This is a genomic window from Variovorax sp. AC194, assembly GCF_979257995.1.
In genome coordinates, this window is record NZ_OZ409823.1 from 389,052 (window position 1) to 410,258 (window position 21,207).

A 21,207-nucleotide genomic window follows, 5' to 3' on the forward strand; every position below is an offset into this window, starting at 1 on the left:
CTTGGACAGGAAAGTTTCTCAGCGAAGCTTCGGGCGATCAATGGGGTAAGCCAGTGCTCATCAGCCGGTCGTCACGGCCGCAGCCGGCTTGTTGCGGGCCTGGCGCATGGCCACCCACTTGCCGACCGCGAGCACCAGCAGTGCGCCGCCGATGCCGGCTGCGTACTTGATCGTGTCGGTCTGCGGCACCTTGGGCACCCAGGTCCAGTTGGCGGGGTTCGCGAGCGCCGGGTCCGAGACGGCCATCGTGCCGGCGATCCAGCCCAGCAGCATGCCGCCCAGCGTGATGATCAGCGGGAAGCGGTCCATCAGCTTGATGACCAGCTGGCTGCCCCAGACGATGATCGGAATGCTCACCAGGAGACCGAAGATCACGAGCGGCATCTGGTGGCCTTCGCCCGCACCCTGTGCGGCGCCGGCAATGGCGATCACGTTGTCCACGCTCATCACCAGGTCGGCAATGATCACGGTCTTCACGGCACCCCACAGTTTGTCGCTGCCGGTGATGTTGCCGTGCGCGTCGTCATGCTCGGGCGCCAGGAGCTTGATGCCGATCCACACCAGCAGGATCGCGCCCACGAGCTTGAGGAACGGAATGGCCAGGAGCGTGAGCGCGAAGAAGATCAGGATCACGCGCAGGATGATCGCGCCGGCGGTGCCCCACAGGATGCCCTTGGTGCGTTGGGCCGGCGGGAGCTTGCGGCAAGCCAGCGCGATGACGACGGCGTTGTCGCCACCCAGCAGGATGTCGATCATGATGATCTGACCGACAGCGACCCAGAACTCCGGGGTCATGAACAGTTCCATAGTTTCCTCTTTGTCTTCGCGCCGTTCCTGCCGCTCCTTGTGTGGATCACGACGGACAGGCGCATACCGATGCGTTTCGATTCATCCCGCGCGGGGCTGGTCGAAAGCGAAGAAACGAAGACGCCGGAGACTCCGGGGACTTGGTGAACGCTTCGACCAAACCTGCACAGGTTCAAATCGAAGGTCTTGCTCGACAGCGCCTGCGCCAGTGCGCATGCGTTGTCCGAAAGGCCGGAAGTGTTGTGCTTCGTATTGACGACCTGTCGATGTCCGCCGTTGTCCACAGCGGTCGGGAGCTACTCCCCTTCGTGGGCGGAATTAGAGCATCGAAGGCCGCGGCGTGGCAACCGAAAGTTTTCAGCGATTTAAAAGGAACCGCCCGGCATGGCCCGTAAACAGGGGCTCTCTCGCTATGTTGTTTGTAGCACTCATGTCCCTTCGCGGCCGCGGGACATTGGCGGACTATGATCGCCGCTCGCTGCTTTTTCACTCTCCCATGGCCGCCATCCACATCACCGACATCGAGGCCGCCATCAACCACTGGCGCGCCAAGAGTCCTTCGCCCGACGGCGTCACGCTGGCACCCGAATTGCGGGCGCTCGCCGAGGTCTACGCGCTCATGGTGTACCACCACGAGGACGAGGTCGACGAGGTCGGCTTTCCGCCCAAGGCCTGGGCCGCCTGGCTCGACTGGTACCACAGCACCCCCGACACGCCCTGCATCGCGATCTGCTCCACCAGCCAGGGCGACGACGAATGCAAGGGCTGCGGGCGCAGCTTCGATGAAGTGCAGCACTGGCCTGCCATGACCCCTGTCGAGAAGCGCGTGACGTGGCGCCGCATCACGATGGAAGACTCGGCCTGGCGCTTCAACAAGTACGCCGAGCGGGCGCGCGAAGCTGAGCCGCCGCAGTGGCCCGATGACCCCGCCGAGCCTCTCGGCCCCGACGACGCGCCCTGAGAGGCAGCCCATGCGTCGCCTCGCCCAAGCGCCCAATCTCGCGATCGCGACGCTGTGGGTTCACGCCTTGCGGGAGGACGGTGTCGAAGCCTCGGTGCAGCGCGAATTCCTCGGTGCCGTGATGGGCCAGCTGCCGCCCGACCAGTGCCTGCCCGAAATCTGGATCGAAGACGACGCCCAGTTCGAGCGCGCCAAGGAGCTGCTGCACGCGGCGCAGCACCGGCCGCAGCGCAACTGGCAGTGCGTGTGCGGCGAGCGGATCGAGGGTGGTTTCGAGCAGTGCTGGCAGTGCGGCGAGATGATGCCGGCCGCCTAGCGCTGCGGGGGCGAAGCGCTACTTCCAGCGCAGCAGCTCGACGTCGATGCTGTTCGTGCCGTCGCCCAGCGTGAGCGTGTTTTCCTGGATGGTCGCCTGCAGCTGCATGCTGCGCTGCGCGAGCGCGGCCAGCGCTTGCGAGGCCTCGGTCGGCACGCGGTAGACCTTCAGGTTCTGCGGGCGCGTGAGCTTGTTCTCGATGCCGCGCCACCAGATCTCGGCCGCGTGGTTGAAGCAGTAGACGATCACCTCGTCCGCCTTGCCGCAGGCCTTGATGATGGGCTTGTCCTCGGGCTGGCCGACCTCGATCCAGATCTTGGTCTCGCCCGTGAAGTCGCGCAGCCACACGTCGGGCTCGTCCACGTTCGAGAGGCCTGCGCCGAACGCCAGCGTGCCGTCGCCCTGGCAGATGTCCTGCAGCTGGTGGGCGTTCAGCGCGAGCGCGACCAGGCGGATCATCATCCGCTCGTCGGTCTCGCTCGGGTGGCGCGCCAGGGTCAGCGCATGGTCGGCGTAGTAGCCGTGGTCGATGTCGGCCACCGCGAGGGCGACCTTGAAGATGGTGGATTTGAGGGCCATGGGTGCGCGAGTATGCCTGCCGCGCACGTCCACGACCGCCCGCGCACGACGGCCGTCAGAACGCCACCGACGCCTGCAGGTACACCGTGCGCGGCTGGCCCACGTACTTGCCGCCGTTGTTGTCCACCGAGCGGTTGTAGTAGCGGCGGTCGAACAGGTTCTTCACGCCGACGGCCAGCTTCAGGTGGCTCATCGACGGGCCGAAGTCGTACGCGGCGCGCAGGTTCATCGTGGTGTAGCCCGGGATGTTGCCGAGCCGGCCGGTCGAATCTTCCAGCGTCACGTACTGCGCGCCGTCGTCCGGCGAGCCGGGCGAGCGCTGCTTGGACTGCGCGTACACGTCGGCATTGAGCGTCCACGGGCCGCGCTCGTAACGCGCGCCGAGCGTCAAGATCTGGCGCGAATAGAACGGCAGGTCGCGCCCGGCGAAATTGCCGGCCTTGGAGGTGGCCTGCGTGTACGTGTACGTGCCCGACACCGACAGCCCCTTGAGCGATGCGCTCAGGTCGCCCAGCTCATAGCGCAGCGCTGATTCCACGCCGCGGTGGCGCGTGGCGCCCAGGTCGGTCCACTGGCCGACGTCGCCGGTGATCGAGCGCGCGAGCAGCAGCTCCTTGTCGAAGTTGATGTTGAACAGCGTGAGCTCGCCGCTCCAGGCCTCGCCCTTGTAGTGCGTGCCGATTTCGTAGGTCTTGGCCTTCTCGGGGTGCAGGCTGGTGGTGGACTGCGCAAGCTGCGCGTACTGCTGCGGTCCGAACGACACGCCGGCGTTCGCGAACAGCGACCAGCGCTCGTTCATGCGGTAGAGCACCGACAGCGTCGGCAGCACTTCGTTGGAATCGATCGTCGGATAGATCGCGTTCGTGATGCGGTTGTTCGCCACGGTGAACACGTCGTTGTGCGAGCGGAACGATTCATAGCGCACGCCGGGTGTGATCGTCCAGTTGCCGATGTCGATGCGGTCGTCGATGTAGAACGCGTGCGCCACCGTGCCGCCCTTGCTGGTCTGGTAGGCCGGGTTGGCCAGGCCGTAGGCGTCGAAGCCCGGGCGCGGCGTGTAGTAGGCGCTGCGCGTCGCCACCTCGGAGGCCTCTTCGCGCAGGTAGCGGAAACCGACGCTCACTTCCTGCACCACGTCGCCCGAATCGATCAGGCGCGAGTAGCGCGGCTCGATGGCGAAGGTCTTGTAGTTGCGCGGCGCGCTCGTGAGGCGCCGCTTGCCGGCATTGGCGCCGGTGCCTTCCTGCTCCAGGTGGCTGCCGCGGAACGAGTCGGTGTAGTAGCCCAGCATCTCGAACTTGTTCACGCCGTCGTTGTGCGTGTACTTGATCGAGCCGTCGGTGCGCCGGCCGGTGAATTCGTCGAAGGGGCGGTCCGACTGGAACGGATTCGCCGCGAACTGCGCCGTCGTCAAGCCGCCCGGCATGCGGCCGCTGCCCTCGAAGTGATGCAGCGACACCGCGATGTCGTCGGTGCTGGAGATGCGGTAGGCGCCCTTGAGCATCAGGTCGTCGATGCTGGTGTGGTCGTTGCTCTGGCGAAAGCCGTCGCCGTGCGTGCCCGAATACAGCAGCGCGAGACCCAGGCCCTTGTCGTTGGTGCCGCCAACGAACAGCGTGGGCGTCGTCTTGGTGCCGCCGCCGTGGCCGGCGCTCTCGATGCCCACGCCCACCTCGCCCGAAAACTGCTTGGGGATCGCGCGCGTCACGAAGTTGATGATGCCGCCCACGTTCTGGGGGCCGTAGCGCACCGAGCCCGCGCCGCGCACCACGTCGACCGTCTCGATGCTGCCGAGCGACAGTGGCGCCAGCGACAGCTGCGGCTGGCCGTAGGGCGCGTAGGCGAGCGGCACGCCGTCCAGCAGGATGGTCGAGCGCGGCGACAGCCGCGAGGTGAGGCCCCGCACGCCCACGTTCAGCGAGATGTCGCTGCCGCCGGTGCCGTTGCTCTCCTGCACCTGCACGCCCGGGATCTGGCGCAGCACGTCGCGCACGCTGGAGGCGCCGCTTTCCTCGATCTGCTTGCGCTCCACGATGCTGCGCGCACCGGCGTGCTCCAGCACCTTCTTCTCGTTGGGGTTGGCGAGCCAGTCGCCGGTGACGGTGATGGCGTCCAGCGACGGTTTGGACGGATCGGTCGCGGGGTCTGCGTCGGCGGCGAAGCTCTGCAGGCTCAGGGGTAACAGCGCCATCGCAATGGCTGTGCGTTTGTGCGGGAACAAGGGGACTCCTCCGGGAATGAAAAAAAGCAGGAAAACCGTGTGCGCGGGACGTGGGGCGTCTTCTTCAGGACGTCGTCCGGCTGGAAAGCGCGTTGTTGTTGCGCGCCGCGGCGGCCATCGCGCGGCGGCGCCACCAGAGCCAGATGCCGCTGAAGCCCAGGCCGCCGAGCGCCAGGCCCAGCAGCGCGGTCGCGACCTGGTGGGCCACGCCGCCCAGCTCGCCCGTGTGCAGCGGAAAGATCACCGCCACCGCGCCGTTGCCGGCGTCCAGCTCCTGCCACTTGCGTGCGGCGAGCACTTCGCCGCTCACCGGGTTCAGCCACACGGAGCTGATGCCGTTCGGGTGCGGGTCGTCGGGCAGCCGGAAGCGCACGCGCACCGGCCGGTCCGCCTTGCCGGGCACCAGCAGGTAGCCGATCGGCTGGCCCGGGTACACCTGCTGCGCGCGCGCCACGAGTTCGTCCAGCGGCATGCGCGGGCCGCTCGCGCTGCCCTTGGGGATCGTCGGCGCCTTGACCGGCTTCTGGCCCACGGCGGCGGAGATGAAGCCGCCCAGCGGCCGCCACGCCATGTAGGCGCCCGTGGCCACCGACACCGCGATCAGGAGGCCCAGCACCGCGCCGCCCGTGCGGTGCAGGTCGAAGAGGCCGCGCAGCCATCCGCGGTCCAGCACGATGCGCAGCGACGGCGGCCAGCGCGTGGGCCACCACAGCACCAGGCCCGTCACCAGGAGGAACAGGTACGAGAGCGCCACGAACGCCAGGATGCCCTTGCCGGTGCTGCCCAGCAGCAGGCTGTTGTGGACCTTGTAGGCCAGGTTGTAGAAGCCCTCTTCGGTGCCGCGCCGGCCCTGCTCGGCGCCGGTGGCGGGGTCCAGGTAGAGCGTGCCGTCCCACTTGCCGCGCACCAGCACCCAGAGCGTTTCGTCGGGGTGGTGGGGCGGGCGCAGCGTGAAGCTGGTGTCGGGGCCGAACTCGGCCACGATGCGCTGGCGCAGGGGCTCCAGCGGCAACGCGGCCGTGGCCGCGATGGCATCACCCGCGGTGCGCGCGACGAAGAAGTCGGAATGGACCTGGCGATCGATCGGCCGGGACACCACCAGCACCGCGCCGAGCAGCGCCGTGAGGGCCAGGATCGGGCCGAGCGTGAGCCCGGTCCAGCGGTGGATCTTCAGCCAGAGACGTCGCAGCGGAGCGCGCAGCATGAATCACGGGGACCTCGAGGAGTCCCGTCATGGTTGTTGGCTGGCGCGCCCGCGGCGGGGTGCGTTGGCTGGGAAGTCGGGGTCTGTGTGCGGACCGCGCCAACCGCTCGCCGCGGTTGGTAGATCGATGCACAAGCGCGTCAGATTCTACGGGCGAGCTCCGCGGCCTTGCCGACGTAGCTGGCGGGAGTCATGGCCAGGAGGCGGGCCTTTTCCTCTTCCGGAATGGCCAGCGAGCGGATCAGCCCGTGCAGCGCCTCGGCCGTGACGGTCTTGCCGCGCGTCACTTCCTTCAGCTGCTCGTAGGCGCCCTGCACGCCGTAGCGGCGCATCACGGTCTGGATCGGCTCGGCCAGCACTTCCCACGAGGCGTCGAGGTCGTCGGCCAACGCCTCTTCGTTGAGCTCCAGCTTGCCCAGGCCCGTGGCCAGGCTCGCATAGGCGAGCGTCGCGTAGCCGAAGGCCACGCCGATGTTGCGCAGCACCGTGCTGTCGGTCAGGTCGCGCTGCCAGCGGCTGATGGGGAGCTTCTCGCTCAGGTGGCGCAGCACCGCGTTGGCCAGGCCCAGGTTGCCTTCGGCGTTCTCGAAGTCGATCGGGTTGACCTTGTGCGGCATCGTCGAGGAGCCGATCTCGCCCTTCTTCAGCCGCTGCTTGAAGTAGCCCAGGCTCACGTAGCCCCAGACGTCGCGCGAGAAGTCCACCAGGATCGTGTTGGCGCGCGCCACCGCGTCGAAGAGCTCGGCCATGTAGTCGTGCGGCTCGATCTGGATGCTGTACGGCTGGAAGCTCAGGCCCAGGCCGAGCGGCGCGGGCGTCTCGATGACCTTGCGGCTGAAGGCTTCCCAGTCGAAGTCGGGCCAGGCGGCCAGGTGGGCGTTGTAGTTGCCGACGGCGCCGTTCATCTTGCCGAGCAATTGCACCGAGGCGATCTGCGCGCGGGCCTTCGACAGGCGCACCGCCACGTTGGCGATTTCCTTGCCCACGGTGGTCGGGCTGGCGGTCTGGCCGTGGGTGCGCGAGAGCATCGAGACGCCCGCGAACTGGTGCGCCATTTCGCGCAGCTTGGCGATCAGGCCGTCGATGGCCGGCAGCACCACCTTTTCGCGCGCGGCCTGGATCTGCAGGGCGTGGCTGGTGTTGTTGATGTCTTCGCTGGTGCAGGCGAAGTGCACGAACTCGGCGGCGGCCAGGAGCTCGGGCCGGGCTTCGAACTTGGACTTGATCCAGTATTCGACCGCCTTCACGTCGTGGTTGGTGGTTTTCTCGATCTCCTTGATGGCCAGTGCATCGGCCTCGGAGAAGTGGGCGACCAGGCCCAGCAGGTATTTGCGGGCGCCGCCGGTCAGGGGCTTGAATTCGGCGAAGCCGCAGTCGGACAGCGCAATGAACCACGCCACCTCGACTTGCACGCGCCGGTGCATATAGCCCTGTTCGCTCATCAGCGGACGCAGCGCCGCGAGTTTGGCCGCATAGCGGCCGTCAAGGGGGGAGAGGGCGGAGACGGTGGAAAAGCTCATGCCCGAATTTTAGGCGGCCGGCGGTTCGTGGGGCCGTACCGACACATTGGGGTGGATCCGGACCTGCGGTTTTCCCGTTCACCTAAAATGATTATGAACAAGTGTCATACAGCCAAGAGCAAAGGGAGAGAGCCTTCATGAAACTGATCGGATCCGCCGCCAGCCCCTATGTGCGCAAGGTGCGCGTGGTGCTGGCCGAGAAGCGGCTCGACTACCAGTTCGTGATCGAGGACGTCTGGTCCGCCGACACCACCATCTCCAACTCCAATCCGCTGGGCAAGGTGCCCTGCCTGATCATGGAAGGCGGGGACGCGATGTTCGATTCGCGCGTGATCGTCGAGTACCTGGACACCCTGTCCCCCGTCGGCAAGCTCATTCCGCAGCAGGGCCGCGAGCGCGCCGAGGTCAAGACCTGGGAAGCGCTGGCCGATGGCGTCATGGACGCCGGCGTGCTCTGGCGTCTGGAGGCCACCTGGACCGGCCGCAACGACCACGAGCGCAGTGCGAGCTGGATCGAGCGCCAGCGCACCAAGGTCCTGGACGGCGTGGCCGCCATGTCCAAGGGCCTGGGCGACAAGCCCTTTTGCAGCGGCATTCACCTGAGCCTGTCGGACATCGCGGTGGGCTGCACGCTCGGCTGGCTGAGCCTGCGCTTTCCCGACATCGACTGGCGCGACGAGCACGGCAACCTGGCCAAGCTCTACGACAAGCTCATGCTGCGCCCCAGCTTCATCGACACGAAGCCCTGAGACGGCACAGCCCCGAACAAAGGCGCCACGCGGCGCCTTTTTCTTTTTCAGAGTCCGGTGAACCTGGCGACCGCCGGAAAGTAGAGCCGGTACGGCAGCAGCCGCATCAGCTTCATCCAGAACGTGAAGCGCCGCGGAAAGTGGATCTCGAACGCGCCGCGGCGCCAGCCCTCGAGCATGGCCTCCGCCGCCTGTGCGGGCGTGATCAGCGCCGGCATCGCGAAGTCGTTCTTCGCGGTGAGCGCCGTGGTCACGAAGCCCGGCTGGATCACGCTCACGCCGATGCCGCGCGCATGCAGGTCGATGTAGAGCACCTCGGCCAGGTGGGTCAGCGCGGCCTTGGTAGGGCCGTAGGCCAGGCTTTTCGGCAGGCCGCGAAAGCCCGCGACGCTGGCCGTGAGCGACACGTGGCCCGCGCCGCGCGCCACGAAGCCGGGCAGCACGGCGGCCAGCACGTTCAACGCGCCGACGTAGTTGACCTCTTGGTGCGCGAGCATTTCGTCGAGCGCGAACGCGTCGGCGCGCAGCACGCCGTAGGTGGCGGCGTTGAAGAGCACGAGATCGACGCTGCCGGCCATCGCCTGCAGCTGCGCATACGCCGCGGCGACCGCGGCGGCATCGCGCACGTCCAGCGGCAGAACGATCACGCGCGGCGGCCGCGCGGCGTCGTTGTGCAGCGCCGCGAGTTCCTCGAGCGCCTCGCCGTTGCGCGCCGACACCGCGACCCGCGCGCCGCCTTCGAGCAGCGCCAGCGCAGTCGCGCGGCCGATGCCCGAGGAGGCGCCGACGATCCACGCCGTCTTGCCGCGCCAGTCGGCGAGCGGCGGATTGAAGGGCTTCACGGTGCAGCCTTCGCCGGAAGCGACACGGGCGGCGCGGAAGCGGGCGATCGAATCACCAGCGCCCACAGCGCCACGCCCGCGATCACCTTGAGCACGCAGGGCAGCAGGCAGTAGGCGAGCGACAGCGCCTGCAGTGCCGACGCATCGCGCGCGCCGGGCACGTAGCCCGCCAGCCCGAGCAGCGGCAGTGCGAGGCCGGCGGCCAGCGCGAGGTTGAGCTTGGTCGCGAAATTCCACCAGCCGAAGTACGCGCCGGCGTGCGGCTGGTCGCCGGCCTCGGCAATGATTCCGGCGAGCAGCGCGCTCGGCAGCACGAGGTCCGAGCCGATCGCGAAACCCGACAGCGCGCAGACGACGAGAAAGGGCACCGCATCGCCCGCGCCCATCGCGCCGGCCCATGCGAACACCGCCACCGACATGCACATGCCGCCCAGCCAGCTGCGCGCGAGCCCCCAGCGGCGCACGATGCGCAGCCACGCCGGGATCGACGCGGCGGCCACCACGAAGTAGAGGCCGAGGAACGCGGGCTCCATCGCGGCCGGCGCGCGCAGCCGGTCCTGCACGAAGAACAGCACCAGCGTGGCCGGCACCGCGCTCGCGATGCCGTTGAGCACGAACACCGCGAGCAGCCGGCGAAACGGCGCACGGCGCAGCGGCAGGCGCAGGTCCATCGACGCATGCGGCGCGGCGGCGCGCACCGGCCGTGGCGCCTGCGTCCAGAAGATCCATCCCACCACCAGCAGCACGCCGAACAGCGCGACCATCGCGGGCAGTCCCGCCAGCGTCGGCACGACCGATGCGAACACCACGCCGACGAGGCCCATGCCTTCGCGCCAGCCCACGATGCGGCTGCGCTGCGAGGCGTCGCCGCCCAGCATCGCGCCCCACGACTGGTGCGCGATGCTCAGCATGCTGTAGCCCGCGTAGGTCAGCGCGAGCAGCACGGCGGCAGCCACAAGCAGCGCGCCATGGCGCGCGGGGTCGACCAGCAGTTGCGGAAAGAAAAGCAGCCCGAAGCCCAGCAGCAGGACGCCCGCGGCGACGGCGCCGAAGCCGAGCACCGCCTGCGCCGAACGCGCATGCAGCCGGTCGCTCAGCCGCCCGAGCAGCGGATCGATCACCGCATCGAGCAGCCGCGCGCCCAGCAGCACCGCGCCCAGCGTGGCGAGCGGCACGCCGAAGGCGCGCGCGTAGTGGTTCGGCAGCAGCACGTAAAGAGGCAGCGCGACGAACGCGAGCGGCAGCCCGAGCAGCCCGTAGCGCACGCCAGCCAGAGGGCCGAAGGTGGACACGAAGGGCTAGCGCTTTTGCAGCGTGTACTGCACCACGTCGATGTTGGCCTGCGAGAACGCCGCCTCGCAGTACGCGAGATAGAACTCCCAGATGCGCATGAAGCGCTCGTCGAAACCGTGCTGCAGGATCTGACCTCGCTCGGCCAGGAAGCGCTCGCGCCAGCGGCGCAGCGTCTCGGCGTAGTCGGCGCCGAAGGCGAATTCGTCCACCACCGCGAGGCCCGCCGCCTCGGCCTCGCGCCGGAACTCGCGCGGGCAGGGCAGGCAGCCGCCCGGGAAGATGTACTGCTGGATGAAGTCGGTGGAGTCGATGTAGCGGTCGAAGAGCTGGTCGTCGATCACGATGCTCTGCACGCAGGCGCGGCCGCCGGGTTTGAGGAGGCGGCTCACGCTCTGGAAGTACGTCGGCCAGTATTCGCGGCCCACGGCCTCGACCATCTCGATGGAGCAGACGGCGTCGAACGGCGCGTCGTCGATGTCGCGGTAGTCCTGCAGGCGCAGGTCGGCCGAAAGGCCCGCGGTGCGCTGCCGCGCAAAGGCGAGCTGTTCGGTGGAGAGCGTCACGCCCGTCACCGAGGCGCCGAAATCGAAGGCGGCCATCTCGGCCAGCGCGCCCCAGCCGCAGCCGATCTCCAGCACGCGGTCGCCGGGCTTCACGCCCGCCATGTCGAGCGCGCGGCGCACCTTGGCGCGTTGCGCGTCGGGCATGGGCTTGTCGAAGTTGCCCTCGAACCAGGCCGACGAATAGTTCATCGTCTCGTCGAGCCAGAGCTTGTAGAACGCGTTGCCCAGGTCGTAGTGCGCGTGGATGTTGCGCGAACTCCCGGCCTTGCTGTTGCGGTGCATCAGGTGCCGCACGCGGTACACGAGCCGGCCGAACCAGCTGCCGTAGACCACGTCCTCGATCGCGCGGCGGTTGGCGATGAACACCTTGATGAGCTCCACCAGGTTCGGCGTGGTCCAGTCGCCTGCGATGTAGCTCTCGGCAAAGCCGATGTCGCCCGACTTGAGCGCGGCCTTGCAGACCTCCCAGTTGCGCAGCGTGAGCGAGGCCGTGAGGTTGCTGCTGCCGGGCGCGGCGCCGAAGTGCCGCACCGAGTCGTCGGGCAGGCGCACGGTGAGCGAGCCGTGGGCGAGGCGCTGCAACAGGCCCAGCACCGTGCGCGCGGCGCCGGGGGCGTCCTGCGGCAACGAAAAGCGCGAAACCTGGGGGGCGGTGGTGGTCGGGGTCATGGGTTCGCCTGCTGCTGGTGCGGATGGTCGCTGGACACGAAATGGCGGGGCGGCGCGGGCTTGGCGACGAACGGAACGCGCTTGAGCCAGAGCCTGGCGGCCTGCCAGTGGATGCGCGCGATGAGCCCGAAGGTCATGGCGGGATAGCGCCAGAGCGCGCGCCGTGCGCTGGCCGCCGTGAGCGGGCCAAGTTCGCCGCTCACGCTGGTCTGCAGCAGGGGGCCGTCGGCATCGTCGTGGTCGATGCGCACCACGGTGTGGGCGAATTCGGCATCGACGAAGAAGCGGAAGCGGTAGCCGCCGCTGACCTGGCAGAACGGGGAGACGTGGAAGGCCTTGGTGGCCTTGAGCTCCTGGCCGTAGACCGGGTGGTCCAGCAGGTAGCAGTGGCGCTCGCCGAAGGTGTTGTTCACCTCGACCACGATGGCACGCAGCGCGCCTTCGGCCGTGTGGCAATACCAGAAGCTCACCGGCTTGAAGGTGTAGCCGAACACGCGCGGATAGCAATGCAGCCAGGCCTCGCCGATCGCATCGTGGATCTGGTGGGCCGCCAGCAGGTCGTCGAGCCAGGCCAGCGCGCCGCCTTGCGCGGGCGTGCGCCCGTCGCCGTGGTCGACGTCGTGGAACGAGAGGGCCGCCCGCCGATTGAGCGCGAGCGCGTTGCTGCCGTTCGCGCGCAGGGTGCGCATCGGCAGCATCAGGAAATAGGTCGGGTAGACGAAGGCGTTGCGCGCGGGGCGCAGGCGCGTGTGGCGCACGTCGCCGAAGCCCATCAGCGGAAGCGGATGCGCTTGGCTCATGCCGCGGGCCTCGCAGCGCGCAGGCCCGCGGCGGCGGCCAGGCCGGCCTTGAGGCCGTCTTCGTGGAAGCCATAGCCCATCCACGCGCCGGCGAACCAGGTATTGCGCTGGCCCTGCAGGGCGGGAACCTCGGCTTGCGCGCGGATCGCGGCAAGGTCGAGCACCGGGTGGTCGTAGTCGTATTCGGCCATGACCTGACTACGCTGGATCTCGCGCACCGGATTCAACGAAACGACGACCGGCTGCGCCCAGGGCAGCGGCTGCAGCTTGTTCAGCAGGTAGTGCAGGCAGACGCGGCCCGATTCGCGCTCGCCGGCGGCCGCGCGCTCGTAGTTCCAGGCAGCCCAGGCCGATCGGCGCTGAGGCAGCACCGAGGCGTCGGTGTGGAGCACGGCGTGGTTCGGCTGGTAGCGGATCGCGCCGAGCACGGTGGCTTCGGCGGGGCTCGCGTCGCCGAGCATGGCGAGCGACTGGTCGGAATGGGTGGCCAGGATCGCGTGGTCGAAGCGCTCGGTGCCGGCGTCGGTGGCGACGAGCACGCCTTCGCTTGTGCGGGTGATGCGGCGTACCGGCGTGCGCAAGCGCTTGTCCTCGATGCCCGCGACGATCTTCTCGACGTAGTGGCGGGAGCCCCCGCGCACCGTGCGCCACTGCGGCCGGTTGGCGATCTGGATCAGCCCGTGGTTGTGGCAGAAGCGGATCATGGTCGCGACCGGGAACGCCAGCATCTGCGTGGTCGAGCAGCTCCAGATGCAGCCCATCATCGGCAGGAAGTACCAGTCGCGGAAGGCGGCGCCGAAGCGGTGGGTGGCCAGGAACTCGCCGAGCGGCTGGGCCAGTTCGCCCTCGGTGCCGGCCTGGGCGATGCGCGTGGTCAGGCGGTTGAAGCGCAGGAGGTCGGCCAACATGCCGAGGAAGCGCGGGTCGGCGAGGTTGCGCCGCTGGGCGAACACGGTGGAGAGGTTGTTGCCGCTCCATTCGAGCCGGCCGCCGCTGTCGCGGGTGGCCTGGACGGAGAACGACATTTCCGACAGCGCGGTCTCGACGCCGAGGTCGGCGAACAGGCGGATCAGGTTCGGGTAGGTGCGGTCGTTGTAGACCAGGAAGCCGGTGTCGACGCCGTGGGCGACGCGGGTCGGATCGCTCGGGGAGCGCGGCAGCTCGATCGTGGCCGTGTGCGCGTGGCCGCCGAAGTAGTCACTGGCTTCGAAGAGGGTGATGCGGGCCGCGTCGCGCAGGGCGTGCGCTGCGGCCAGTCCCGAGATGCCGGCGCCGACGATGGCGACGCGAGGGGGCTGCGTCATCGCGAGCCCCCGTTCCGGCGGGAATACAAAAATGCTGCGAGGCGCCCCGACGCGAAGGAGGGAGGGAGGGAGGAGGAGAAGAATCGCCTCGGGATTTCGACCAGACGACAAGCGCCTGGAAGACCTCGCAACATGAAAACCGGTGGGCTTTTACCGCCCACGCAAATTATGAGCACGCCCTCGCCGGACCGGTTCCCTGTGCAGTGGTAAGCGTTTGTGACGTTCAGTTCACGATGATATGGACGCATCGGTAAATAATATTACCGATTCGTTTTTTTGTGAACTGATCAGTCTTAATTTGTCCCGAGCTGCTTCTCGATGACGTTCACGAAGCCGTTCTCGTCCGGCGCGGTCATGCTCGACCAGGCCTGCACGACCTTGCCGTCGCGCCCGATCAGGTACTTGTAGAAATTCCATTTCGGCGTGGTGCCGGAGGCCTGCGCCAGCTGCTTGAACAGCGGGTTGGCGTCCGTTCCGCGCACCGACGACTTGGCGAACATCGGAAACTTCACGCCGAACGTGCTTTCGCAGAAATCGGCGATTTCCTTGTTGGAGCCCGATTCCTGGGAGAAATCGTTCGACGGAAAGCCCAGCACCACGAGCCCGCGGTTGCGGTATTTCAGGTCCAGCGCCTCCAGGCCCTTGTACTGCGGCGTGAACCCGCAAAAACTCGCCGTATTGACCACCAGGACCACCTTGCCCGAGTACTGGCACAAAGTCTGGGGCTTTTCATCCTGCAGGCGCGGGAAGGTGTGTTGAAGAATGACTGGGCACCCGGCAGCCTCGGCCGGAGCGGGCACGGCGGGCGTCGTCTGGGCGCTCGCCGGAAGCGCTGTAACCAGCCCCGCCACGAGGGAAACAGCCGGTGCGCAGCGCCAGAGCGTCGACAATAAGAAAAGGGTTCGCATGGCGGGCTCCTGGTTCAAAAAGGGGGGTGTGCATCCGTGCCGCCACGGCGCACGTATCCGCATCATCGCGCGTCTGTCATGGGCGCGCCAAACGGGCCGACTAAAATCGGCGGCCATAGAAAGACTTTGATGCTCTATCCGGAACTCTTCAGACAACTCGAATCCGTCCGCTGGGACATGGACAAGGACATTCCCTGGCAGTCGTTCGATGCTTCCTTGCTGACGGAAGAGCAGGCCCAGACCATCAAGATGAATGCCATCACCGAGTGGGCGGCGCTGCCGGCCACCGAGATGTTCCTGCGCGACAACCGCCACGATAGCGATTTTTCCGCTTTCATGTCGATCTGGTTCTTCGAGGAGCAGAAGCACTCCCTGGTGCTGATGGAGTACCTCAAGCGCTTCAGCCCCAAGCACGCTCCCACCGAAGCCGAATTGCACGAAGTGCGCTTCGATTTCGACCCGGCGCCCCCGCTGGAGACCCTCATGCTGCATTTCTGCGGCGAGATTCGCCTGAACCACTGGTACCGCCGCGCCGCCCAATGGCACACCGAGCCGGTCATCAAGCATATCTACACCACGCTGAGCCAGGACGAAGCCCGCCACGGCGGCGCGTACTTGCGCTACATGAAGCGCGCGCTCGAGAAGTTCGGCGACGAGGCCCGTGCCGCGTTCACCAAGGTCGGCGTCCTGATGGCGAGCGCCCGCCGCACCGCCCAGGCCCTGCACCCGACCAACCTGCACGTGAACAAGGCGCTGTTCCCGAACGACACCATCCAGAGCCGCATGCCCGATCCGGACTGGCTGGAACACTGGCTCGACAAGCAGATCAAGTTCGACGCCGTCTGGGAAACCAAGGTCGGCGAGCGCATCCTGCACAACCTGAGCCTCCTCATGAACCGCAGCTTCAAGACCGTGCAGGAACTGAACCGCTACCGCAAGGAAGTCGCCGCGACGCTCGGCCCCAGGCCTGAGTACCAAGGCGCTTGAACTGAAACTTCGCCCCGCCATCCGGGGCGATTTTTTTTGGGCGTCCGGTGTCACAACCTGCGGGCGCCGAACGTCTAATCGGGCATGGACGACCCGACCCTCACCTTCGACAGCCACCGTCGCCGCCTGCAGGGCATCGCCTACCGCATGCTCGGCTCCGTCGCGGAGGCCGAAGAGGTGGTGCAGGACGCCTGGCTGCGCTGGCATGAGGCCGACAAGGCCGGCTTCGACAGCGCCGAAGCCTGGCTCGTGACCGTCGTCACGCGCCTGTCGATCGACCGGCTGCGCACCGCCAAGGTCCAGCGCGAGCACTACATCGGCGCCTGGATGCCCGAGCCGACGCTGACCGAGTCGCCCGACACGCCCGAGGAATCGCTGGAGCGCGCCGACAACATCTCCGTCGCGTTCCTCGCCGTGCTCGAGCGCCTGGCGCCCGAGGCGCGCGCGGCCTTCCTGATGCGCGAGGTGTTCGACGCCGACTACGACGAAGTGGCGCTCACGCTCGGCAAGAGCGAAGCCGCCTGCCGCCAGCTGGTGCACCGCGCCAAGGCGCAGGTGCAGGACGCCCGCCCGCGCTACCAGGTCTCGCGCGAAACCCACCAGCGCCTGTTGCGCGCCTTTGCCGACGCCGCCGCGCGCGGCAGCATGCAGGACCTGAAGGCGCTGATGACCGAAGAGGTCGAGCTCATCGGCGACGGCGGCGGCAAGGTGCAGACCTTCAGCAAGGTCCTCACCGGCAACCAGCGCCTCGCGCAGCTCTACTTCTCGCTCTGGCGCCGCATGGGCCCGGTGGTGCGCATGGAGCTGGTGGAGATCAACGGCGAGCCGGGCCTCTTGCGCTTCATCGACGGCGAACTCGAATCGGCGCAGACCTTCGAGATCGAGGACGAACGTATCGCGCGCATCCGCGTGCAGCGCAACCCGGACAAGCTCGCACGCATCGCGCAGATCGTTGCCTCCAAATAGTTCGCGCGCCGTGTCACAGGGCCGATGGCTGGCCCGTCTTCAGTGGGTAGGAAGCAGATTTTTCAACCCACTCACTGGAGTCCTCTCATGAACACGACCCCCCGCCTGAACTGGTTCAAGACCATCCCCAAGACCTTCGAAGCCATCCTGGCCGTCAGCGCCAGCATCGACGCGAGCACCGTCGGAAAGACGACGCTCGACTTCGTCTTCGCCCGCGTCTCGCAGATCAACGGCTGCGCCTATTGCCTCGATATGCACGTGCGCGACCTGCGCAAACAGGGCGAAGGCTGGCAGCGCATCAACAGCCTGGCCACATGGCGCGAAGTGAGCTTCTTCAACGAGCGCGAACGCGCGGCGCTGGCCTGGGCCGAATCGCTCACGCGGCTGGCCGACGACCACGACGAGCGCGAAGTCGAATTCGCGGCCCTGAAGGCGCAGTTCAGCGACGTCGAGATCGCCGAGCTCACCGTGGCGGTCGCGCAGATCAACACCTGGAACCGCATCAACGTCGGCATGCGCGTGCCCGTCGCCGTCAAGGCGCTGGACTGAGCGTCCTCAGCGGCGCTCGACCACCATCGGCGCGATCCGCAGGCTCTCGCGCAACTGCGTGACGGCTTCGCCGGCGGCATTGCGCGAGGCGAATGGCCCGGCCTGCAGCCGGTGCGTGCCGGCCTCGCTGAACACGCGCAGCTGCGGCGCCAGCGAAGGCAATCCGCGCGCGGCCTGGCCCCGCATGGTCTCGGCGCCGTCGCGTTCGCGGAAGGCGCCCAGCTGCACCCAGAAGCCCGCCACCGCGGCGGAAGACGGCGCAGCGCCCGGCTCGACGGCCGGCGGCGCTGCCTGTGCAGCAGGCAACTCCGCAGGCCCGATCGGCGCCACGGGTGTCGTCGGTGACTGGGGCGCCACTGGCATCGTCGACGCCACCGGCGCACTCATCGCCACGGGCGCCACCCATGCCGAAGGCACAGGCACCGACACCGCCACGGCGCCCTGCGGCTCCGACGGGGCAGCGGCGGCATACGCCGTCCCCGAATCCCGCCGCCATGCGCCGGTGCGGATGTCCTCGTTCGTGATCCGCTCGATCTCCACCGGCGCCACGCCGCGCAGCAGGTCCAGCTTGAGCGCGGCCGTGTAGCTGAGGTCGATGATGCGGCCGTCGACGAACGGCCCGCGGTCGTTCACCCGCACGATCACCTCGCGCCCGTTGGCCGGGTTGCGCACCCGCACGTAGCTGGGCAGCGGCAGCGTCTTGTGCGCGGCCGTCATCGCGTACATGTCGTAGGGCTCGCCGCTCGCGGTCGATGCCGCATGGAACTTGCGGCCGTACCACGAGGCGATGCCGGACTCCTGGAACGGCCGATCGTCGGTGATCGGCTGGTAGGCGCGGCCCAGCACCGTGTAGGGCTTGCTGGTGCCGCCGCTGCCGCGGATGGGCTCGATGCGTGGCTCGGCGTCGGGCACGCGGTCCAGGTCCGAGGGGATGTTCGTGCCGGGGCCGTCGCGGCCGCTGGCCACGCCGCCGCCGCTGCGCGGGCCGCTTGCACAGCCGGCCAGAAGGACGGCGACTGCCACTGCGCACACCCCCGCTGCTTCTAGATACGGCCCACGCCAGAAACACCGAGGAACCGGCTTTGCCGGGCCTCCGGTGTTACCCCCGGTGAGGGGGTTGGCGAAGCGACACGAAGTGCGCGAAGCCTGGGGGAGAGCCAGTTCAACCAAATACGGCCTTCCATAGCGCCAGCATGGCGTCGCGCTCGGCGGCCAGGGCCGGCGGAGTGACTTGCGTCGGCTCCTCATTCAGCCGCGCGCGATGCTGCACGCGGCGCAGCTCGCGATACGCCCGCGCCGCGCTGCGGCCGATGCCTTCGGGGAGCAGTCCGGCCAGTTCGGCGCGCAACAGCAGCGCGATGTTGCCCACGTTGGGGATCAGCTCCGGGTGCTCGCCCGCGGACGACAGCACCAGGAACTGCACCGCGAACTCGGCATCGACCATGCCGCCGGGGCTGTGCTTCACGTCGAAGCGGTCGGCCTTCACCGGCCGCGCGCCGCGCAGCTTGTCGCGCATCGCGATGATCTCGGCCTTGAGCGCCTCGCGGTCGCGCGGCGACACCAGCACCGCCTCGCGCACCTGGTCGAAAAGCGCGCCCAGTTCGGCGCCGTGGTCCGCGCTCCCGAGCACGAAGCGCGCGCGCGTCATGGCCTGGTGCTCCCAGGTCCATGCGGTGTTGCTGCCGCGTCCGAGCTGGTACTTCTCGTAGGCCTGGAAGCTCGTGGTGAGCAGGCCCGAATTGCCGTTGGGCCTGAGCGCCGTATCGATCTCGAACAGGTCGCCCTCGCGCGTCTTCACCGTGAGCCAGTTGATCAGCTTGCGCACATAGGCCGCATAGACCTCGCCGGCGCGCTCGTCGTCATCGTCGTAGACGAACACGATGTCCAGGTCGCTGCCGTAGCCCAGCTCTTTGCCGCCCAGCTTGCCGTAGCCGATGATCGCGAACTGCGCCACCTCGCGGTGCCGGTTGCGCACATGCGGCCAGCACCAGCGCGCGGTCACGCGCAGCGTGGTGTCGGCCAGCGCGCTCAGGTCGTCGGCCACCTGCTCGACGGTGATGCGGCCATCGACGTCGCGCGCCAAGGTGCGGAACACCTCGGCGTGATGGGCATGGCGCAGCAGGTTCAGGAGGCGCTCTTCGTCGGCCTCGCCGGTGCGGGTGAGCGATGCGTGGCGCGCCTCGAGCTCGCGCTCGAATTCCTCGGCCACGAAGCGGCCGGAGAGCATCTCGTCGCTCGCCAGTTCGTCGATCACGCCCGGGTGCTGCATCAGGTAGCGCGCGGGCCATTTCGCCGCGCCCAGGAGGCGCAGCAGGCGCTCCTGCACGGCGGGCCGCTCGACCAACAGCGCCAGGTAGCTCTCGCGGCGCATCAGCGGCTCGATCCAATCGGCCCAGCGCATCGCGGCATCGACGTGGCGCGGCGTCTGCCCTGCGCCATCGCCGTCGGGTTCCTTCAGCCATTGGCCGGTGCGCTGCACCAGCTGGCGCAGCCGTCCGCGTGTCTCCTCGCGCAGGGCGAGCACGCGCGGCGTCTCGCACCAGTCGCGGATGCGATCGGCGAAAACCGGCGGCAGGTCGTCGAGCAGGTCCGCCAGGTCGGTGGGCGCCGCGGCCTTCTTGCCGTTGCACTTGCCGTTGCAGGGCTTCTCGCCGCCCAGCAGCTTGTCGAACTCCTGCGCGACGAACTCGCGGTGGGTGTCCAGCTGCGCGAGGAAGGGGCAGCAGTCGGCATAGCCCATCGACTGCGCGATCCAGCGCAGGTCGTCGTCGGCCACCGGCAGCACGTGCGTCTGCTGGTCGTCCAGGTACTGGATGCGGTGCTCCACGCGGCGCAGGAACTCGTAGGCCAGCGCCAGCGCGTCGGCGGTTTCCTGCGGCATGAGGTTGGCGCGCGCCAGGCGCTGCAGCGCATCGAGCGTGGGCCGCGTGCGCAGTTCGGGGAACTGCCCGCCGCGCACCACCTGCAGGAGTTGCACGGTGAATTCGATTTCGCGGATGCCGCCGCGCGAGAGCTTCACGTCGTTCGCTCGTTCGGGCCGACCGGCGCTGCGGCGCGCCGACTGCTCGCGGATCTGCCGGTGCAGCGTGCGCAGCGAGTCGAACACGCTGTAGTCCAGGTAGCGGCGGAACACGAAGGGCAGCACCGCGCCGCGCAGGCCCTGGGCGTGGCCGCCGAGCACGATGTCGCGCGGCGCCACCACCCGGCTCTTCATCCACGCGAAGCGCTCCCACTCGCGGCCCTGCACCTGGAAATACTCTTCGAGCGCATCGAGCGAGACCACGCTCGGCCCCGAGTTCCCGTTGGGCCGCAGGGCCAGGTCGACGCGGAACACGAAGCCGTGCTCGGTGGTGTCGCCCACCAGCGCATAGATGCGTTTGACGGCGCGCGAGAAGTACTCCTGGTTGGCGAGGCGCCCGCGCCCGTCGGCGTCGCCCTGGGTCTCGCCGTCCAGGTCGTACAGGTAGATGAGGTCGATGTCGCTGGACACGTTGAGCTCGCGCGCACCGAGCTTGCCCATGCCGATCACCCAGAGCTGCGCGCGCTGGCCCTCGGGGCCGAGCGGCGCGCCGTGCACGGCATCGAGTTCGTGGCAGGCGTCGGCGCAGGCGATGTCGAGCGCGAATTCGGCCAGCTCGGTGACCGCGGTGGTCACCACGGCGAGGGGGGCCTGCTGGTCGCAATCGAGCGTGACCAGCCGCTCCATCACCAGCTGCCTGACAATGCGCAAGGCATCGCCCACCGCGTCACCGCGCTGGCGCAATGCCTCGAAGGCCACGGCCATCGATTCGCGCCGCGGCTCGCCCGGGGCAAGCAATGCAAGCTCGGCCGCATACCTGCGGCGAAGGCGCTGGACGAAACGGGAGTAGGAAGAGAACGCGATCTGCGCGGTCTGCGTCGAAGTGGCTGGCAACTGGTTCACACTGCTATCGGTTTCCGTGGAACCCCTCTGAATGCTGGCGGTCATAA

At 68.2% G+C, this 21,207-nt stretch carries 19 protein-coding genes; 6 read left to right on the forward strand and 13 right to left on the reverse strand.

The window, feature by feature from the left end:
• Positions 1–60: 60 nt before the first annotated feature.
• Positions 61–807, reverse strand: coding sequence for a TerC family protein (locus ACZYRS_RS01870; protein ID WP_198785349.1), 747 nt, complete (start codon positions 805–807; stop codon positions 61–63).
• A gap of 496 nt (positions 808–1,303) precedes the next feature.
• Between ACZYRS_RS01870 and ACZYRS_RS01875 the strand changes: the two genes are divergently transcribed.
• Both ACZYRS_RS01875 and ACZYRS_RS01880 read left to right on the forward strand, forming a co-directional pair.
• The gene (locus tag ACZYRS_RS01875) at positions 1,304–1,768 is read left to right on the forward strand and encodes a DUF3717 domain-containing protein (RefSeq protein WP_198785348.1); all 465 of its coding nucleotides are present in this window, start codon (positions 1,304–1,306) and stop codon (positions 1,766–1,768) included.
• A 10-nt stretch (positions 1,769–1,778) separates the two neighbouring features.
• Positions 1,779–2,084, forward strand: a complete 306-nt coding sequence (locus ACZYRS_RS01880; RefSeq protein ID WP_198785347.1) for a putative signal transducing protein — start codon at positions 1,779–1,781, stop codon at positions 2,082–2,084.
• 18 nt (positions 2,085–2,102) lie between these two features.
• On the opposite strand, the gene ACZYRS_RS01885 is transcribed toward ACZYRS_RS01880, so the two are convergent.
• The 4 genes from ACZYRS_RS01885 to purB form a co-directional block, all read right to left on the reverse strand.
• Entirely contained in the window at positions 2,103–2,663 is a 561-nt protein-coding gene (locus ACZYRS_RS01885) for a YaeQ family protein (RefSeq protein WP_198785346.1), read from the reverse strand.
• A gap of 55 nt (positions 2,664–2,718) precedes the next feature.
• Entirely contained in the window at positions 2,719–4,854 is a 2,136-nt protein-coding gene (locus ACZYRS_RS01890) for a TonB-dependent receptor family protein (RefSeq protein WP_463422441.1), read from the reverse strand.
• A 94-nt stretch (positions 4,855–4,948) separates the two neighbouring features.
• Positions 4,949–6,088, reverse strand: coding sequence for a PepSY-associated TM helix domain-containing protein (locus tag ACZYRS_RS01895; protein ID WP_463417915.1), 1,140 nt, complete (start codon positions 6,086–6,088; stop codon positions 4,949–4,951).
• A gap of 140 nt (positions 6,089–6,228) precedes the next feature.
• Positions 6,229–7,608: an adenylosuccinate lyase gene (gene purB / locus ACZYRS_RS01900; protein WP_463417916.1), complete on the reverse strand. Its 1,380-nt coding sequence runs from the start codon at positions 7,606–7,608 to the stop codon at positions 6,229–6,231.
• Between the two features lie 137 nt (positions 7,609–7,745).
• On the opposite strand from purB, the gene ACZYRS_RS01905 reads away from it, so the two are divergent.
• The gene (locus ACZYRS_RS01905; RefSeq protein WP_198785343.1) at positions 7,746–8,357 is read left to right on the forward strand and encodes a glutathione S-transferase N-terminal domain-containing protein; all 612 of its coding nucleotides are present in this window, start codon (positions 7,746–7,748) and stop codon (positions 8,355–8,357) included.
• Between the two features lie 47 nt (positions 8,358–8,404).
• On the opposite strand, the gene ACZYRS_RS01910 is transcribed toward ACZYRS_RS01905, so the two are convergent.
• The 6 genes from ACZYRS_RS01910 to ACZYRS_RS01935 form a co-directional block, all read right to left on the reverse strand.
• Entirely contained in the window at positions 8,405–9,199 is a 795-nt protein-coding gene (locus ACZYRS_RS01910) for an SDR family NAD(P)-dependent oxidoreductase (protein ID WP_463417917.1), read from the reverse strand.
• Positions 9,196–10,491, reverse strand: coding sequence for an MFS transporter (locus ACZYRS_RS01915; RefSeq protein WP_463417918.1), 1,296 nt, complete (start codon positions 10,489–10,491; stop codon positions 9,196–9,198). The genes ACZYRS_RS01910 and ACZYRS_RS01915 overlap by 4 nt, the downstream gene beginning before the upstream one ends.
• Before the next feature lie 6 nt (positions 10,492–10,497).
• Positions 10,498–11,724, reverse strand: coding sequence for an SAM-dependent methyltransferase (locus ACZYRS_RS01920; RefSeq protein WP_198785340.1), 1,227 nt, complete (start codon positions 11,722–11,724; stop codon positions 10,498–10,500).
• Positions 11,721–12,524, reverse strand: a complete 804-nt coding sequence (locus ACZYRS_RS01925; RefSeq protein ID WP_463417919.1) for a DUF1365 domain-containing protein — start codon at positions 12,522–12,524, stop codon at positions 11,721–11,723. The genes ACZYRS_RS01920 and ACZYRS_RS01925 overlap by 4 nt, the downstream gene beginning before the upstream one ends.
• Positions 12,521–13,828, reverse strand: a complete 1,308-nt coding sequence (locus tag ACZYRS_RS01930; protein WP_463417920.1) for an NAD(P)/FAD-dependent oxidoreductase — start codon at positions 13,826–13,828, stop codon at positions 12,521–12,523. The genes ACZYRS_RS01925 and ACZYRS_RS01930 overlap by 4 nt, the downstream gene beginning before the upstream one ends.
• A gap of 293 nt (positions 13,829–14,121) precedes the next feature.
• Positions 14,122–14,736, reverse strand: a complete 615-nt coding sequence (locus ACZYRS_RS01935) for a glutathione peroxidase (RefSeq protein ID WP_463417921.1) — start codon at positions 14,734–14,736, stop codon at positions 14,122–14,124.
• Between the two features lie 129 nt (positions 14,737–14,865).
• Between ACZYRS_RS01935 and ACZYRS_RS01940 the strand changes: the two genes are divergently transcribed.
• From ACZYRS_RS01940 to ACZYRS_RS01950, 3 genes are all read left to right on the forward strand, one after another.
• Positions 14,866–15,723: a ferritin family protein gene (locus ACZYRS_RS01940; protein ID WP_042577375.1), complete on the forward strand. Its 858-nt coding sequence runs from the start codon at positions 14,866–14,868 to the stop codon at positions 15,721–15,723.
• A gap of 84 nt (positions 15,724–15,807) precedes the next feature.
• On the forward strand, positions 15,808–16,689 hold the full coding sequence (locus ACZYRS_RS01945; protein ID WP_463417922.1) for an RNA polymerase sigma-70 factor: 882 nt from the start codon (positions 15,808–15,810) through the stop codon (positions 16,687–16,689).
• Between the two features lie 87 nt (positions 16,690–16,776).
• Entirely contained in the window at positions 16,777–17,238 is a 462-nt protein-coding gene (locus ACZYRS_RS01950) for a carboxymuconolactone decarboxylase family protein (RefSeq protein WP_198785335.1), read from the forward strand.
• 6 nt (positions 17,239–17,244) lie between these two features.
• Here ACZYRS_RS01950 and ACZYRS_RS01955 read toward each other — a convergent pair whose 3' ends face one another.
• Positions 17,245–18,261, reverse strand: coding sequence for a septal ring lytic transglycosylase RlpA family protein (locus ACZYRS_RS01955; RefSeq protein WP_443083335.1), 1,017 nt, complete (start codon positions 18,259–18,261; stop codon positions 17,245–17,247).
• A gap of 139 nt (positions 18,262–18,400) precedes the next feature.
• A complete protein-coding gene (glnE, locus tag ACZYRS_RS01960) occupies positions 18,401–21,205 on the reverse strand; it encodes a bifunctional [glutamate--ammonia ligase]-adenylyl-L-tyrosine phosphorylase/[glutamate--ammonia-ligase] adenylyltransferase (RefSeq protein WP_463417923.1) in 2,805 nt (934 codons plus the stop codon).
• Positions 21,206–21,207: the final 2 nt, after the last annotated feature.

Excerpts from the sequence above, each read along its gene's own strand:
- ACZYRS_RS01945 (WP_463417922.1), top strand. The coding sequence starts at position 15,808 with ATGGACGACCCGACCCTCACCTTCGACAGCCACCGTCGCCGCCTGCAG.
- ACZYRS_RS01890 (WP_463422441.1), bottom strand. The coding sequence starts at position 4,854 with ATGGCGCTGTTACCCCTGAGCCTGCAGAGCTTCGCCGCCGACGCAGAC.
- ACZYRS_RS01935 (WP_463417921.1), bottom strand. The coding sequence starts at position 14,736 with ATGCGAACCCTTTTCTTATTGTCGACGCTCTGGCGCTGCGCACCGGCT.
- ACZYRS_RS01925 (WP_463417919.1), bottom strand. The coding sequence starts at position 12,524 with ATGAGCCAAGCGCATCCGCTTCCGCTGATGGGCTTCGGCGACGTGCGC.
- ACZYRS_RS01870 (WP_198785349.1), bottom strand. The coding sequence starts at position 807 with ATGGAACTGTTCATGACCCCGGAGTTCTGGGTCGCTGTCGGTCAGATC.
- ACZYRS_RS01895 (WP_463417915.1), bottom strand. The coding sequence starts at position 6,088 with ATGCTGCGCGCTCCGCTGCGACGTCTCTGGCTGAAGATCCACCGCTGG.
- ACZYRS_RS01930 (WP_463417920.1), bottom strand. The coding sequence starts at position 13,828 with ATGACGCAGCCCCCTCGCGTCGCCATCGTCGGCGCCGGCATCTCGGGA.
- ACZYRS_RS01940 (WP_042577375.1), top strand. The coding sequence starts at position 14,866 with ATGCTCTATCCGGAACTCTTCAGACAACTCGAATCCGTCCGCTGGGAC.
- glnE (WP_463417923.1), bottom strand. The coding sequence starts at position 21,205 with ATGACCGCCAGCATTCAGAGGGGTTCCACGGAAACCGATAGCAGTGTG.
- ACZYRS_RS01885 (WP_198785346.1), bottom strand. The coding sequence starts at position 2,663 with ATGGCCCTCAAATCCACCATCTTCAAGGTCGCCCTCGCGGTGGCCGAC.
- ACZYRS_RS01920 (WP_198785340.1), bottom strand. The coding sequence starts at position 11,724 with ATGACCCCGACCACCACCGCCCCCCAGGTTTCGCGCTTTTCGTTGCCG.
- ACZYRS_RS01905 (WP_198785343.1), top strand. The coding sequence starts at position 7,746 with ATGAAACTGATCGGATCCGCCGCCAGCCCCTATGTGCGCAAGGTGCGC.
- ACZYRS_RS01950 (WP_198785335.1), top strand. The coding sequence starts at position 16,777 with ATGAACACGACCCCCCGCCTGAACTGGTTCAAGACCATCCCCAAGACC.
- ACZYRS_RS01880 (WP_198785347.1), top strand. The coding sequence starts at position 1,779 with ATGCGTCGCCTCGCCCAAGCGCCCAATCTCGCGATCGCGACGCTGTGG.
- purB (WP_463417916.1), bottom strand. The coding sequence starts at position 7,608 with ATGAGCTTTTCCACCGTCTCCGCCCTCTCCCCCCTTGACGGCCGCTAT.
- ACZYRS_RS01875 (WP_198785348.1), top strand. The coding sequence starts at position 1,304 with ATGGCCGCCATCCACATCACCGACATCGAGGCCGCCATCAACCACTGG.